Annotated in this window: 9 protein-coding genes; 2 read left to right on the forward strand and 7 right to left on the reverse strand. The window is 34.9% G+C overall.

The window, feature by feature from the left end; translation table 11 throughout:
• Positions 1 to 83: 83 nt before the first annotated feature.
• From VB796_RS19070 to VB796_RS19090, 5 genes are all read right to left on the reverse strand, one after another.
• Positions 84 to 3,023: a DEAD/DEAH box helicase gene (locus VB796_RS19070; RefSeq protein WP_323348179.1), complete on the reverse strand. Its 2,940-nt coding sequence runs from the start codon at positions 3,021 to 3,023 to the stop codon at positions 84 to 86.
• 216 nt (positions 3,024 to 3,239) lie between these two features.
• Positions 3,240 to 5,168 (reverse strand): KUP/HAK/KT family potassium transporter, encoded by a 1,929-nt coding sequence (locus VB796_RS19075; RefSeq protein ID WP_416233531.1) that lies wholly within the window; start codon positions 5,166 to 5,168, stop codon positions 3,240 to 3,242.
• A gap of 228 nt (positions 5,169 to 5,396) precedes the next feature.
• On the reverse strand, positions 5,397 to 6,611 hold the full coding sequence (locus tag VB796_RS19080) for an NADH-quinone oxidoreductase subunit D (RefSeq protein ID WP_323348181.1): 1,215 nt from the start codon (positions 6,609 to 6,611) through the stop codon (positions 5,397 to 5,399).
• Between the two features lie 50 nt (positions 6,612 to 6,661).
• Positions 6,662 to 6,937: a type II toxin-antitoxin system RelE/ParE family toxin gene (locus VB796_RS19085; protein ID WP_323348182.1), complete on the reverse strand. Its 276-nt coding sequence runs from the start codon at positions 6,935 to 6,937 to the stop codon at positions 6,662 to 6,664.
• A gap of 6 nt (positions 6,938 to 6,943) precedes the next feature.
• Positions 6,944 to 7,150, reverse strand: a complete 207-nt coding sequence (locus tag VB796_RS19090; RefSeq protein ID WP_323348183.1) for a hypothetical protein — start codon at positions 7,148 to 7,150, stop codon at positions 6,944 to 6,946.
• A 102-nt stretch (positions 7,151 to 7,252) separates the two neighbouring features.
• Between VB796_RS19090 and VB796_RS19095 the strand changes: the two genes are divergently transcribed.
• Positions 7,253 to 9,154: an ABC-F family ATP-binding cassette domain-containing protein gene (locus VB796_RS19095; protein ID WP_323348184.1), complete on the forward strand. Its 1,902-nt coding sequence runs from the start codon at positions 7,253 to 7,255 to the stop codon at positions 9,152 to 9,154.
• A 127-nt stretch (positions 9,155 to 9,281) separates the two neighbouring features.
• Here VB796_RS19095 and VB796_RS19100 read toward each other — a convergent pair whose 3' ends face one another.
• Together VB796_RS19100 and VB796_RS19105 are read right to left on the reverse strand one after the other, a co-directional pair.
• Complete coding sequence (locus VB796_RS19100; protein WP_323348185.1) at positions 9,282 to 9,713, reverse strand: Dabb family protein; 432 nt, start codon at positions 9,711 to 9,713, stop codon at positions 9,282 to 9,284.
• A 119-nt stretch (positions 9,714 to 9,832) separates the two neighbouring features.
• Entirely contained in the window at positions 9,833 to 11,992 is a 2,160-nt protein-coding gene (locus VB796_RS19105) for a ComEC/Rec2 family competence protein (protein WP_323348186.1), read from the reverse strand.
• Between the two features lie 171 nt (positions 11,993 to 12,163).
• Here VB796_RS19105 and VB796_RS19110 point away from each other — a divergent pair, with 171 nt between their 5' ends.
• On the forward strand, positions 12,164 to 15,979 hold the full coding sequence (locus VB796_RS19110; RefSeq protein WP_323348187.1) for an SNF2-related protein: 3,816 nt from the start codon (positions 12,164 to 12,166) through the stop codon (positions 15,977 to 15,979).
• Positions 15,980 to 16,248: the final 269 nt, after the last annotated feature.

The following is a 16,248-nucleotide window of genomic DNA, read 5'->3' on the forward strand; positions in this document are numbered from 1 at the left end:
AGTTTATCAATTTTATGTCACATTTTAAAGATGCCTAATTTAGCCCAAAAGTTGCAATGGTATGTAGAATCCACAAATCAATTCTACTCCAACAAAGCCAAAACATCGTCTTTTGATAATGATTTCACAAAACTTTCTTCTGTCGTAATCAAATCATTGGCTAATCGTTTTTTGCTTTGTTGCAAAGCCAAAATCTTTTCTTCGACGGTATTTTTGGTGATGAATTTGTAAGTAAAAACGGTATTGAGTTGTCCAATTCTGTGGGCTCTGTCAACCGCTTGGGCTTCAATGGCTGGGTTCCACCAAGGGTCTAAAATAAAGACGTAGTCAGCAGCGGTAAGATTCAGACCCAAACCTCCTGCTTTCAGCGAAATCAAGAAAATTTTCACTTTTTCATCGTTCTGAAATAACTCCACTTGTGCCTGTCGGTCTTGTGTACTTCCGTCCAAATAAGCATAAGGTAAAACTTGTTTGTCTAAATGTTCCCTAAAAAGGTCGAGGTGTTTTACAAATTGACTAAAAATCAAAACCTTATGTTTTCCTTCTAAAACGGCTTCTAATTTCTGCAAAACATCTTCTAATTTCCCCGAATCTCCATCATAATCAACATCGGTCATACGTGGGTGATTTGCCAATTGACGTAATTTTGTCAAACCCTGTAAAACCACCATTTGAGACTTAGCAATCCCCTCATTTTCAATATGTTGAAGAATTAAATTCCTGTAATACGATTTTGCTTCTTCGTATTCTTTTTCCTGTAATTCCGTCATTTGAGCGTAATGAATTGCCTCAATTTTAGGCGGTAATTCGGTTGCTACTTGCGACTTATGCCTTCTCAACATAAATGGCTTAATAATAGAATACAATCGTCTGAGCTTTACTTCGTCCGCCTTTTTTTCAATCGGAATTTGAAACTCATTTCTGAAAAAATGTTGCGTTCCTAAAAGTCCAGGATTAATAAACGTCATTTGCGACCATAAATCCATTGTGCTATTCTCCAAAGGCGTACCCGTAAGCACCAAACGGTGGCGGGTATTGAGTTGCATTACTGCCTTTGTAATGTACGAAGATGGGTTTTTTATTGCCTGAGATTCATCTAAAATCACATAATTGAAACGATGATTTTTGAGTAAATCAATATCAATTCTGACAATTCCATAAGAAGTCAAAATCACATCATAATTATCAAAATGTTCAATATTTTTATCTCGATATGTACCTGTATAAGTGAGTATTCGGAGATTTGGCGTAAATTTCTGAGCTTCTTTTTCCCAATTATAAATCAGGGAAGTTGGCATAATTAATAAACTTGGCAATTGGATTCCTTGCTCTTTTTGAGACTGCAACAAGGTTAGGGTTTGTACTGTTTTTCCAAGCCCCATATCATCGGCAAGACAACCGCCAAAATGATAATCATTCAAAAAACGCATCCAATCGTAACCTGCCTTTTGGTAAGGACGAAGTTCTCCATTAAAATCTTTTGGTAATTGATAGGCTTGTATTTCCTCAAAATCACGTAATTTCTCTAATTTTCTGCTCAAAACTGCCATAGCCAAAGATTCATTCTGTAAATCTTGAACTAAGGAAATATGGTATTTTTTCAGAATAAAACGCTCACTTTCAGTATCTTGTTCAATAAAAGCAAATAGTTCAGAATACTGAGAAAACCATATTTCTGGAATAACGGCAATTTCTCCATTTGGCAAAGCAAACTCCCTTTTCTTTTGTAAAATTAGGTTACGAAGTTTCAAAAATGGAATCTCATAATCCCCAAAAATTACTTTTGCGTGAATATCAAACCAGTCATTTCCTTCAACGATATTTACCTCAATTTTTGAATATCCTAAAAAGTATTTTTTGCCATCATCTTGTACATTTTGAGAGATTTCAAAACCTGCATCTGTCAGGTTTTCGTAGTTTTTTTGCAACCACATAAAAGCTTCACTTTTGGGCAAAATGATTTTCCCATTTTTCAAATCAAGCCCCAATTCTCTCAAAATCGACAAATTTGCCTTTTCCTTTTTTAAATCTCGGCGTACTTTATGAAAAACATAATCATCACCCTGTTTTTCCATACTCACATTAGCTGAAGCCGAAAAACTATCGAAGCGGAATGAATATTGCCCATATTGAAAAGAAAGTCCTAAAGTAACTTCCGAATCTTCATCATCATAAGCATTGTCAGCGTCTGAGGCATCAAAAAGTGTCGTTTGTAAACGCTTATGTTCCGATAAATTCAACATTGGAATACATGAAAATGCTTCCGAGCGAATTTCAAAACCCTTTGCATAAACATCAAACATGGTAATAATTGACGTGACAAATTTGCGGTAATAATCTTCCTCAATGGTTTTGGGAATAACGATAAATTTCTTGTGCAAAAACGGACGAAGCTTTTTCCCATCAACGTCTTTGGCGAAGTGATAAAGTTTATTTTCCAGAATCATCCAAGCGGGTTCATCGCAAACGATAAAGGCATTTTTGTACTGAAATTCTACCCTTTCTCCTTGATATTTTATTCTTGGGAAATAGTGCGTATTGTCTTCATTTCGCATAAAATGAAAGAGAACAGTTGCTTTTTCGGGAAGAACTTCAATTTTTTGCCAAATCGGATTTCCGTCTCCACCCATAATGAATAACTGTTTACCCAAAAGCAAAGGAAGCATTTCAGCTTTTACCTTTTCTACATAGCCAGCAATTAATTCTTGAATTGGTTTTTCGCCTTTTTGTGGGTCATAAACTTTGAGGTAAAAATCCGTTACAGTACGTTTTTTTGTACCAACGTATTTTTTATAGACATTTTCAGGCTGAAGAGAATCTATCAATTTTACAATCTGTAAATCACTTTCGTCTAAACCATGACTAAACTCTTTTATGTTTTTGATAGAAACGTTTTGATTCAATAAAGTAAGTTCCCCTTTTGAGTCCAATTGAATGACAAAAGCCTCAAAAAGATAACCAAGATACTCGTGATTAAGTATGGAATAAATTATTTGGAATGGTTGCGAAGTGGAAACCTTCATATTAAAAGCTAAAAGAGGTAGTTATTTCTGAATGAGTGATTGAAGGAAGCAATCAAAAGCTAAAGATTTTTCACTTTTTAAATTTTTCCGAATATTAAATATAAAAATTTAAAATGGTAAATCCAAAATTTGAAGTAGATTTTACAAGAATAATCCTATTTTCTAAGGCATAAAAAAGCCGCTTGGAATTTCCAAACGGCTTTCATTTTATATATATTAGTCAATCCGCTTTAAGTGAACATTTTCTACTGGACGGATAATTAACGGCACTTTTTCAACTTTTACGGCTGAAGTATCAAGTCCAAACCATTTATCTTCTGACGGCGTAAAATCTTTGATGAAGAAATACGCTTTCATAATACTACCTTCCACAAGTGAAAGTTGGTTTTCGAATGAAAGGAAGCGTTCTAACACTACAAATCGGAAGTCGCCAATAACATTTTGTTTGTTTAATGACTCATATCGAGAAGTAATATCCACTTCGCCTTTTTTCACCATATCCTCCACAACTTTACGGAAATAGAGGTTAATTTTTTGTTCAACTTTAAAGCCTAATCTGAAATTAACCTTGATAATATCATCCGACTCAATGACGTTCACTTTGTATTCCATTGTATAAGGGTCATCTAAGGTATCAACATGGACGAACCAATAAATATCTGCTCTTTTCGGACGTTTCTGGAAAATAGAGTAAATAATTTTATTTTCAATATCAGAAGTACGAGCTGCATTGGACATAAACACTAAATGCGTTGCATATTTTGGAATACTCATATCTTGACTCAATTCTTTGAGAGGTTCGATATAATCTGCCATTTTCACGTACTCAGTCAATCTCATTTTAATAATATTGGCTCTGTACCAAATCACCATTAAAGCAATAATTGCAGCGGCAATAAACAAGGAAACATAACCGCCATGTACAAATTTGCGAAGATTGGCAACTAAAAACGCTCCTTCGATAGCTACATAAACAATGATAAAACCAACAACCCACCACATATCAAATTTTTTGATGTGTAAGTAATAAGCCATCAAAGCAGTAGTCATCAACATCGTCATCGTGATTGCCAAACCGTAAGCCGCTTCCATATTAGCTGATTCTTTAAACCACAAAACCACTCCAATACAGCCTAACCACAAAAAGATATTCATACTTGGCACGTACAATTGTCCTTTTTGGTCTGATGGATAATGCAAACGAACTTTAGGCCAAAAGTTTAAACGAATCGCTTCAGACACTAAGGTAAATGAACCCGAAATCAAGGCTTGACTGGCAATAACTGCTGCCGCCGTAGCTATGGCAATTCCCCAAATCAAGAACCATTCTGGCATTAATTCAAAGATTGGTTTACGTCCATTTAATAATTGTCCGTTTTGTGTTAAAAGCCAAGCTCCTTGTCCGAAGTATTGAAGGATAAGACAGATTTTTACAAAAACCCAACTAATTCTAATATTACCACGACCACAGTGTCCTAAATCTGAATAAAGTGCTTCTGCACCCGTTGTACATAAGAAAACTGCCCCCAAAATCCAGAAACCACTTTCACTTCCGTGTGGATTAGTTAATAATTCATATCCATAAATTGGCGACAATGCTCTTAAAATAGTCCAATCTTGAGCAATCCAGATAATTCCAAAGATTGCCAACATCGAAAACCAAATCAACATTACTGGTCCAAAAGCACGTCCTACAACACCTGTTCCAAAAATTTGGAACATAAACAAACCCGTAATAATAGCAATTACAATGGGAACGGTTTGTAAATCTGGATAAAGTTTAAGAAGACCTTCAACTGCCGAAGCCACAGAAATTGGTGGTGTGATAACCCCATCCGCCAAAAGCGTTGCTGCCCCGATTATTGCAGGAATAGTCAGCCATTTTGCATGGCGACGAACCAATGCAAAGAGTGCCAAAATTCCACCTTCACCTCGGTTATCGGCTCTCAGAATCAAGATTACGTATTTGAGGGTTGTTTGGAGGGTGAGTGTCCAGAAGATACAAGATAAACCACCCAAAACAGTTCTTTCATCAATAGCTTCTTTGTCGATGATAGACTGCATAACGTACAGCGGAGAAGTTCCGATGTCGCCATAAATAATTCCCATCGCTACCAGCAGACCCGCTGCGGTGGCTTTGTCCATGTTTTTGTGTTCCATAAAGGACGCTAAAAGTAATTTTTAAGCAGAAAAATAATTATTCCTTGAAAAATTACGATTTTTTAGGGTTTGTAAAAATTTAATCAAACAATATTACGATTTGTTTACTATCAAAAGCAAATATAATATTTCTAATGGTTTATTTTCATAAAATAGCCGTTTCAAATTTGATTTTGAAACGGCTATTTCTTTTATTTTAATTTTAATCTGTACTTATCTATCCACTTCCCCCATCACCAAATCCATTGAGCCTATAATCGCCACTAAATCCGCTAACATCGCTCCACGACTAATTTCTGGAATAATTGATAAATTGTGTAATGAACACGCACGAGCTTTTAAGCGTACAGGAATATCTGAACGCCCATCGGTACGGAAGAAGAACCCTAGTTCGCCTTTCGGGTTTTCGGCACGAGCGTAAAAATCCATTGCTTGCGGACGGATTTTCTTGGGTACTAATCCCTGCGGTTCAAAATCTTGCGTGCGTTTATGGTCATTTTTCAGTTGGATAAGGCATTGCTCAATAATTTTGATAGACTCATCACATTCTTGCACCCGCACGTAATTTCTGTCCCAACAATCGCCAACTGTTCCCATTTCACCTTTCCCGACAGGAATATCGAAATCCATTTCTGGATAAACCGAATAGCCATCTACTTTCCGAAGGTCAAGTTTCAAACCAGAACCTCTCAAAACAGGGCCTGTACAACCGTAATTGATTGCCAAATCCATTGGAAGAACGCCTACATTTGCCGTCCGTTGCACAAAGATTTTATTCTCAATGATTAACTGACGCAATTCTACCATTTTAGGTTTTAGGTAATTGATAAATTCCGTACAACGTTCTTCAAAACCTACGGGCAAATCATAAAATAATCCACCCACCCAAATATAATTATAAAGCATTCTTGCTCCACAAATCCATTCCAAAAGTCGCTGAATATGCTCACGGTCACGCATAATCCATAAAAATGCCGTGTATGCACCAATATCCAAACCATACGTACCAATAGCCACAAAATGCGAAGCCATACGATTCAGCTCTGCCACCAAAACACGGATATATTCAAGGCGTTTAGGAAGTTTTCCTGTCAAATCCAGCATTTTTTCTACGCCCATTACGTAAGCGTGTTCGGAGTTCATCGCCGCCAAATAGTCCATTCTATCCACGTAGGGAATAATTTGATTGAATGGCAAAGACTCTGCGTGCTTCTCGAAGCAACGGTGCAGATACCCCAAATGCGGGATAACATCCACCACAAGTTCACCGTCAGAAATTACTTCCATTCGTAAAACTCCGTGCGTAGAAGGGTGCTGAGGCCCTAAAGACAAAATCATTTCTTCCGACCGCAAGTTTTCTAAACGATACTTGTTTGGGTCAGAAAGTTTGAAGTTTTCGGGTTTATATTGATATTGGATTTTGTTCATGTTGTAAAATTACGGAGGGCGGGAGTTTTTAGGTTATTGCTACGAATATTTTATTCATAAACCTTTTTACGATGAGCCACTTTTACGATGGTAACTGTCACAACCTCATCTTCAATCTCATAAATGACTCTATAATCACCAATTCTAATCCGATAAAGTTCATCAGAAGCATTGGGAATATGAAAATTTGTGAGTTTTTTATGCCCCGTAGGTCTTGGGTCGTTGGAGAGTTCTGCTATTCTATCTAAAATTTTAGCTAAAATCTGTTTGGGTAATTTCCCTAATTCTTTTTCCGCTTTATTGGTAAATTCAATGGTGTAAAGCATATTTTTCTATTTTCCTAAAAGACTCTGCTTAATCTCCGCCAATGATTTTCTTGGCGTTGGGTCATTTAATGAATCAATGGCATCTAAAGTATCCATAAAATCTTCCATCAATTCTTTCACAGCCTTATTTTTCAAGTCAAAAACAACGGCTGTTTTTTTGCCCTTATTATTGGTCAAATAGCTGATTCCTTCTTTTATTGTAGTTGCTGTCATGGTGAAACTTGTTTGTAAACAAAGATAATGATTTTTTGAATAAGCGAATCTATTTCAAACAATTGCATTCCCAAATCCCCAATTTACCCCTAACTTTGTACTATGAATTATTTATCAGCAGAGAACATCTCTAAGAATTATAACGAGCGTTGGTTGTTTAAAGGAATCAACTTTGGTATCCTCAAAGGCGACAAGGTGGCTTTGGTCGGGCAAAATGGTACGGGTAAAACTACCTTGATGAACATTTTGGCGGGTATTATTCCTGCCGACGAAGGTACGGTTTCCATCCGTAAAGGCATTTCGGTGGGTTATTTATTCCAAAATCCATCTTTCGACGAAAACTTATCGGTGATGGATACACTTTTTTCGGGCGAATCTCCTGCCAATCAAGCCATTAAAGCTTACGAAAAATCATTACTTCATCCCGAAGACATGGAACAAATGTCGGATGCTTTGGAAATGATGGATAAATACCAAGCTTGGGACTATGAAAGTAGAGTAAAACAGATTCTCGGAAAATTGGGAATTCATGATTTCGACCGTAAAATTTCGGCACTTTCAGGTGGGCAACGCAAGCGTGTGGCCATGGCGAAAGTATTGATTGAAGAACCCGATTTCATGATTTTTGATGAGCCTACCAACCACTTGGATTTGGAGACCATCGAATGGCTTGAGCAAACACTTTCTGCCCAAAATATTACGCTACTTTTGGTAACGCACGATAGATATTTCTTGGACAGAGTTTGTAATAATATCGTTGAATTAGAGAACGGAAATATCCATACTTACAAAGGAAATTACGGATATTTCTTGGAGAAAAAAGCCGAAAGAGAAGCCTCTGAAGCTGCCAGTATCGACAAAGCAAAAAACACACTTCGTACTGAATTGGAATGGATGCGTCGCCAACCAAAAGCCCGTGGAACAAAGGCTCAGTACCGTATTGACGCTTTTCATGAGTTGAAAGACAAAGCTTCGCAAACGAAAGATGATTCAAAAGTACAGTTAAATGTAAAAATGTCTCGTCAGGGAAGTAAGATTTTGGAAATTGACGATTTGTGTAAATCTTTCGGAACACAGAAAGTCGTTGACCACTTTTCATACATTTTCCAACGTGGCGACCGTGTAGGAATTATCGGAAAAAATGGTATCGGAAAATCAACATTTTTGAACATGATTACCCAAAATCTAAAACCAGATTCGGGAAAAATCACAACGGGCGAAACAGTCGTTTATGGTTATTACACACAGGGAGATTTGGACTTCAAACCAGAGGACAGAGTTATTGATGTAATCAAAGAAATTGCCGAAGTGGTAACCGTAGGAACGGGCGAAACCATCTCGGCAAGTCAGTTTTTGACACACTTCAAATTCGACCCAAAAGTGCAATATGGCATGGTTGAAAAACTATCGGGTGGTGAAAAAAGACGTTTGCAATTGATGAAAGTGCTTATCAAAAATCCAAACTTTTTGATTCTCGATGAGCCTACCAACGACCTTGATATTCAGACACTTAATATCTTAGAAGACTTTTTGATGGCTTTTGGTGGCTGTTTGATGTTGGTTTCTCACGACCGTTATTTCATGGATAAATTAGTTGAACACCTTTTTGTTTTTGAAGGAAACGGAGTCATTCGTGATTTCCCAGGAAACTACACTGATTATCGTGATTGGGCAGATAGTCCAGAGGCAATTGAAGCAGGAGCAAAACAAGCGGAAGAGTTTAAAAAGTCAAGTGCCAATAATCTTTCAACAACGGTTAGCAAAACACAAGAATCTGTTATTCAACCTGTTAAAAAGAAATTATCGTTCAAAGAACAAAAAGAATACGACGATTTAGGAAAAGCTATTGAACAATTAGAAGCTAAAAAAGAAGTACTTACTGGGCAACTTAACGGTGGCGGTTCGTATGAAGATTTAGCAAATTGGGCAAAAGAAATCGAAAAAATCACCAATGAATTAGACGAAAAGGAATTACGTTGGTTGGAGATTTCTGAGAATATGTAGTCGATGAAATAGACCACTGATGACACAGATTTAACGGATTTACACGGATTTACACGGATTTACACGGATAAAAATTAAAAAATCTGTGCAAATCCGTTAAATCTGTAACATCAGTGGTCTATTTTCTCTAAATCACCGAAGAATCATAAACTACCACTTTCGACCAAAGATTTTTGTGGTCTTCAATAAATTGTTTGTGCAAAGGATGTACTAAATATTTCTCTTCGTCCGACTTACTTCCGAAAATTAAAAGCACCGAAAACGAGTACGAAGCATCGGTTACAGGCTTATCAAAATCATTAATTGATGGCAAACCAATATGAGCCATTTTGATTTCCTTAATTTTGCCCAAACCTCTCAAACCAGCTAATAATTTATTGTGGTCTTGTTGATTTTTCGGGTCTTTTAACCAAAAGAAAACATGATGAACAAATGGCAAAACTTCACCTTTTACAGTGTTTGCCTCAGCTTCTGAGCTACTTAAAGTTGTCATAACAGTTCCTGCCACTAAAGCAGCGGTTGATTTTTCTAAAAACTCTCTTCTTGATGAATTTTCCATAGTTTTTGAATATAAATAAGCGAAAAAGCGATTTGCTTAAAATTTTGTTTAAATACCTATTTAGTAAAATTAATCAAAATTCCAACTTCTCTAATCCGCCCCTATCTATTCTCTAAAATCTATTCATTATTCTCTATTTTCAACGCTCCACTCCTACTCAAATCAAAATATTTCAAACCCATTTCTTCTGCTTGAGTGGACAACTTATCAGCGTACCAACGAGTATATGAAGCATCAATAATCAAATTATTAAATTGTACTTTACCAATAATTTGATTTAAGTCTTTCACTGATTTATTTGCCAAAATCAAATAATCAACTGATACGTTTTTAGCTTCAAAATCTTTATGCTTCAAGTTCTTCCCAATCCACAGAAATGTTTTATCTTTCCACGAAATCACAGCGATAGAATCTTGACTTTGAACGTTGACCACATCGTTTTTGGAATAGTAATTTTCTAATAAATTAAGTTTTAAGGTATCTCTCACACCAAGACTTGACCAATAATTATTTACCCGAAAACCCACATCCTTTCTACTATCTAAAAAGCTTTTATTAGCCAATATGATAGCATTTTTTCCATTTACAAAGGTAATAGCAGAATGTTTAGGTGTTGATAAAATTGTGCATAAGTCTTGTTGATTTCTTTGTAATTTTTCGTGAAAATTCAAAAAAAATAAGTTACCCACAAATCCACAACTTATCCACACCCAAACGTATTTTCTGGTTTTCCATAAAGCAATTAAGCTAAAAATCAAACCATACATTAACCACATTTCATAAGTAGAAATCCATAAAAATTTAGTGATTGAGAATGGTAAATTCTCAAACCAAAGTACAGTTTTATTTAGCGACAAAATTGTATATTTCAAACATTGACCTAAAATATTTGTAATTGTTGTTAAATCAAATAATAGTAATAATTTAGCTAAAATAACGAAGGCTAATCCACAAATTAACACAATAGAAGACAATACAATAACAGCGGGATTGGCAAATAGAAAATAATTTGGAAATTGATGAAAATAATAAATCGTAACAGGAAGCGTAGCAATCTGAGCAGCAACGGCTACCGTAGTAATTTTCCAAATTCTATCGCCAAGCCAATAAATCCAATTTTTCTTTTTATCAATTACAAAAAGTGGATTTAGTAATGGCTGAAAAAATATCATTCCGAAAACAGCTAAGTAAGACAATTGAAAACCTACATTAAATAAAAAGTTGGGATTATAAAGTAAAATACAAAAAGCAGAAAAAGCGGTGGTATTATAACCATCTTTATTTTTCTGAAAAATTTTTGCAAACAGAAAAATAGAAAACATAATGGTAGAACGCAAAACGGGCGAAGACAAACCTGTGATAAATGCGTAACTCCACAAAATGAGAAAGATTAACCAAAATAATATAAATTTTCCTGTTTTCCCTTTTTTACGCATAAAACCAAAAATCCAGAGCAAAACTCCATAAATCACACCAACGTGTAAACCAGAAACAGAAAGTACATGAATAGCTCCAGCCGCAGAATATGCCTGCATCAAATCATTTGACAAATCATCACGCTGTCCCAAAATCATAGCAATGGCAACTCCATACTGATTTTTGCCCTCAACGAACGTCGTGAGAATTGAATCTACATGAGCATTTATTCGTAAAGCAAAATTTATTAAAATCTCAGGCGGTTTATTTCCTACTTTTTCAATATTTTCAGAACGTAAATATTGTTGATAACTAATATTTTGATTTCGCATATATTGCTGATAATCAAATTCTTTTGGATTTTTGGGTGAAGCAATTTCTTGCGGAATTCCTTTTACAAAAAATATATCTCCATAGCAAGGTTTTTCCACAGTCTGATTGTCAAAATAAAGTAGAATTTTGCCAGATGTGGGTAAAATCTCATTATTGGTAATGACCGAATGAACTTCACCGACACTTTTCCAAGAATTTTCTTTTTCTTCGACCAAGTTATCCACAATCACTTCATAATATTGAACATTTTCAACCCAATGTGTATAATGTTGTGGATAATTGGATTCATGCTTTAGAAATGAAATTTCATAAGCAGTCAAAATCAAAAAAAGACTTCCTGCAAAACCTGCAAAAAAATGATTTGTAATTTTTCTCCTAAAATTAAAAAGAATAGCATACAGAAAGGCGGAAAAAATCCAACACCCAAATACAAAATATATAGGGAGAGACGGGAAAAAATGGTAAAATAAAATGCCTCCAATGAGCAAAATAACATACCGAACAAATGGGAATGTAGAAAAATGATTCATTATTATCTAAGTTGTAGTTAACTAATTGAAATTAGTAAATATTCTTTATTTTTTACATTTTCGGACGTATAAACAAGAAAATAATGCACCTTTTTTCCTTCCATTGCCTTTTTACCCTCTAAATTCAGTACCTTTGCAGATTAGCGATTTTTAAAATTTAGCACATTAGATATGTCTTCAATTATTATAGAGAAATTAAAAAAATACCTCAAGTCAAATGCACTTCCACAAAGCGTTTCAAAGGGAAAAACAATTTTTGCAAACGGAAAAGTAAGTGTCGAGAAGTTTTCAAATGTAGAGAAAGGTGAAGGCATTTTCAAAGTCAAAAGTGACACAGGTTCAAAAAGTTACACCGTTAATGTCAAAAATTGGAACACACCTATATTGAGTACAAATTGCAGTTGTGATTATGATTGGGGTGGAATTTGCAAGCACAGAGTGGCGGCTTTGATGGTTCTTGAAAATGAGATTATAAAATATACAGCTACAAATGCCAATATTTTTGCTCCCAAGAAAAAAACATACCCAACCTCACAACACATTATTCGTATTAGTTCTTTTGATGATTGGACGCTGAAAAATTTAGTATCATTAGATGACTGGAAAAACAGAACCAATGTAAAAAAGGTACAAATTCTTTCTGCTCTCAACGGTGAAGCTACTTTAGATGTAAATTATAAGGGTGAAGATTTTGAGGTAAAATTTACACAATTAAAATTTAATAGTGAATTATCTACTCACTGTTCTTGTTCACAAGACCTTGAAAATCAGGCTTGTATCCATAAATTAGCGGCTTTTATTGCTGTTCGTGATGCATTCGGAGCTAATAATCCTTTCGATAGGATGAGAGATTATACAATCGAAAAAGATAAACTTCTGGCAGAATATGGTTTTACGATGGAGGATGATTTAAAGGGAAAATTTGACTTTAAATTACAAGCTAATGGCGACCTTCAGTTAATAAAATTAGATGCAAGCATTCAGAAAATCAGTCAATATCAAAACTGGAGAGCTGTAAATAATAGTATTTTTAGAAAGCCAGAAACCATTTTTAGTATAGGTGCAAGCGAAGGACAAAGAGAACAACGTCAATTATTATATGTTATCAGATGCAAAGGTGAAGAATTTGTCAATGATGTTGCGGTTGATACCTACTCGTATAAAGCTGCGGGAAATGGTAAAATGACCTATATCCGTTCCCTAAAAGATAGTGATGTTGAAAGCCTCCCTAAAATGGAAGACTCTGATAATCAAATCATTAATTTATCAAATAGCATAAAAGATGATGGCTTAAAGAATTTTGGCAAGAAGAAAGAACTTCGTTTACCATTCTTTTATGATTATCTAAATAGAGAAGAAATTTCAGCTAATGATGCTCCAATTATTGAGGAATACATTAATAAAAAGCTAAACAAAATTTTCCGTTTTCTATCTGAAAAGCAAGTTTTTACAAGCTCAACTTCTTATGTTGCCAACCAAACGGATATTGAAGAAGCACAAATTTCTACAGAGCAGATTCTTCCGTTTTTTACACTTCGAGAAGATGAAGACTTTGTTATTTTAGAAGGTTTTACCAAATTACATGGCAAAAAAGTAAAATTAGCATCCTTAACAAATCCTGGAAGTTACTGGACACGCTCTTTTGGCAAAACAATTTATAAATTAGCCAACCCAGAAGTTGCCAATTTATTAAGTTATTTACCAAAAAATGGACTTATAAAAGTTAGAAAATCAAACTTTGCTGGCTTTTTCAAAGACTTTGTTTTACCACTTGCAGAGAAATTCACAATCGACCTACAAGTTTCTCAATCAATTGAAAATCAGTCACTTAATTTCAAAGAAGCTAAAATTTATTTGAAGGAAGATGAATCAAATTTAATGTTGATTCCTGTGTATGAATATACAAAAAATGATGCAGAGGATGTCGTTGAAAATCCTGTAATAATTGAGTTTGCCCACGATTATAAAACGAATAAAATCAATTACGATTCTGAAAAAATTATGATTCAGGAACGTAACGCCGATGCAGAAAAATATTTCTACGATATCATCCGTGAACAAAACATTGAGTTCAACAGTCAGGAACAATATCCTTTCTTTTTCTTGCCATTTAATGACGTTTTAAAAGATGGTTGGTTATTCAAATTCTTTGAAGCCATGAAAGAACAGAATATAACTATTTTGGGATTCAAAGAATTAAAGAAATTCAAATATAATCCTAATAAAGCGGTATTTAACATTAAAGCTGGTTCTGGAATTGATTGGTTTGATATGCACATTGAAGTGACATTTGGCGACCAAATGGTTGGCATTAAAGAAATTCAAAAAGCAGTTTTAAAGAAACAAAACTACGTTGAATTGAAAGATGGTACGTTAGGAATGTTACCTGAAGAATGGTTAAAAAAATACGAAAATATTTTAAAATTTGGACGAATTAAGGGAGATGAATTACAAGTTTCAAAACTTCATTTTTCTTTAATTGATGAATTGAGCAAAGATATTGATAGCTTTGAAATTGAACAGGAATTATTTGAAAAGAAAAGCAAACTGCTGAATTTCAAGGAAATGGCAGAAATTCCATTACCAAATAACATTGAAGCTAAACTTAGAGATTATCAAGTAGAGGGCTTCAAGTGGTTGAATTTCTTGGATGAATTTTCATGGGGTGGAATCCTTGCAGATGATATGGGGCTTGGTAAAACCTTACAAATGCTAACCTTCTTGCAGGAACAACAAAACCGTGATTCAAAGGCTGTAAATTTAGTAGTTTTACCAACCACTTTGATATTCAACTGGCAAGCTGAAGCCGCTAAATTTTGTCCAGATTTGAAGTTGTACGTCCATCGTGGCGGTACTCGTCAGAAGGCAAATGAACATTGGAGAGAGTATGATATTATTCTAACAACTTATGGAATGGTTCGTTCAGATATTGAACTTTTCCGTGAATTCCATTTTAACTATATTATTCTTGATGAGTCTCAGGCTATTAAAAATCCTGATTCATTAATTTCCAAAGCGGTTAAATTATTAAACTCAAGAAATCGTTTGGTAATGACTGGAACACCCGTTGAGAATAATACTTTCGACTTATATTCTCAAATGGAATTCATCAATCCAGGTTTATTGGGAAGCGGAGAATTCTTCAAAACTGAATTTGCCAACCCAATTGACAAACTTCAGGATAAAGAGAAGGCAGCACAACTCCGTAAAATTGTGTATCCTTTTATGTTGAAGCGTACCAAAGAAGAAGTTGCCAAAGACTTACCAGATAAAACAGAAAGTATCATTTATTGCGAAATGGACACCAAACAACGCAAAGTTTATGATACATTCAGAGAACTTTATCGTCAGAAATTGGTGGACAAAATGGCAACCGATGGAAAGGAAAAATCATCTTTCTTGATTTTAGAGGCACTTTTAAAACTTCGTCAAATTTGTGATAGCCCAGCCTTATTAAATGAACAGGGCGAATATGACCAAACTTCAGCAAAATTAGGCGAAATCATTCGTGAGATTGAAGAGAATGCAGGAAATCATAAAATATTGATTTTCAGCCAATTCCTAAAAATGTTGGATTTAATAAAAGGACATTTAGAAAAACATAAAATCAAATTTGAATATTTAGATGGAAAAACAACTGATCGTGCAGACCGTGTAAATCACTTCCAAGAAGACGATGAATGTCGTGTTTTCTTGATGAGTTTGAAGGCGGGTGGTGTCGGAATCAACCTTACAGAGGCGGATTACGTATATTTAGTTGACCCTTGGTGGAATCCAGCGGTTGAGCAACAAGCCATTGACAGAACGCACCGTATTGGACAAAAGAAGAAGGTATTTGCTTATCGTATGATTTGTAAGGATACCATTGAGGAGAAAATTTTACTGCTTCAAGATAAAAAGCGAGACATCGCCAAAGATATTATTAGTACAGAGGACGGTTTCTTGAAAAAGTTATCTCAAAATGATATTATTGATTTGTTTTCTTAATGTACTGAGTAGGCGTTGGGATTTAGTGTTGGAACTTGAGACTTACCGCACATTCAAGCCCTGCCAGTTTGTCAAATGGCACAGGGTTTGACCATTTAATAAATCACTTTTGTGATTGGGAATTTTAACATTAATTTTATATGTTATGTCATAGTGGCAGAAATTTCAGTTTAAATATTGAGAATCATAAATAAAGCTTTTTGCAAAAAAATTATAAAATCAAAACCACTAAAAATAGCCATACCTCAAACGCTATTCACCAACCAATT

The organism is Arcicella sp. LKC2W, from assembly GCF_034931005.1.
Lineage (GTDB): Bacteria > Bacteroidota > Bacteroidia > Cytophagales > Spirosomataceae > Arcicella.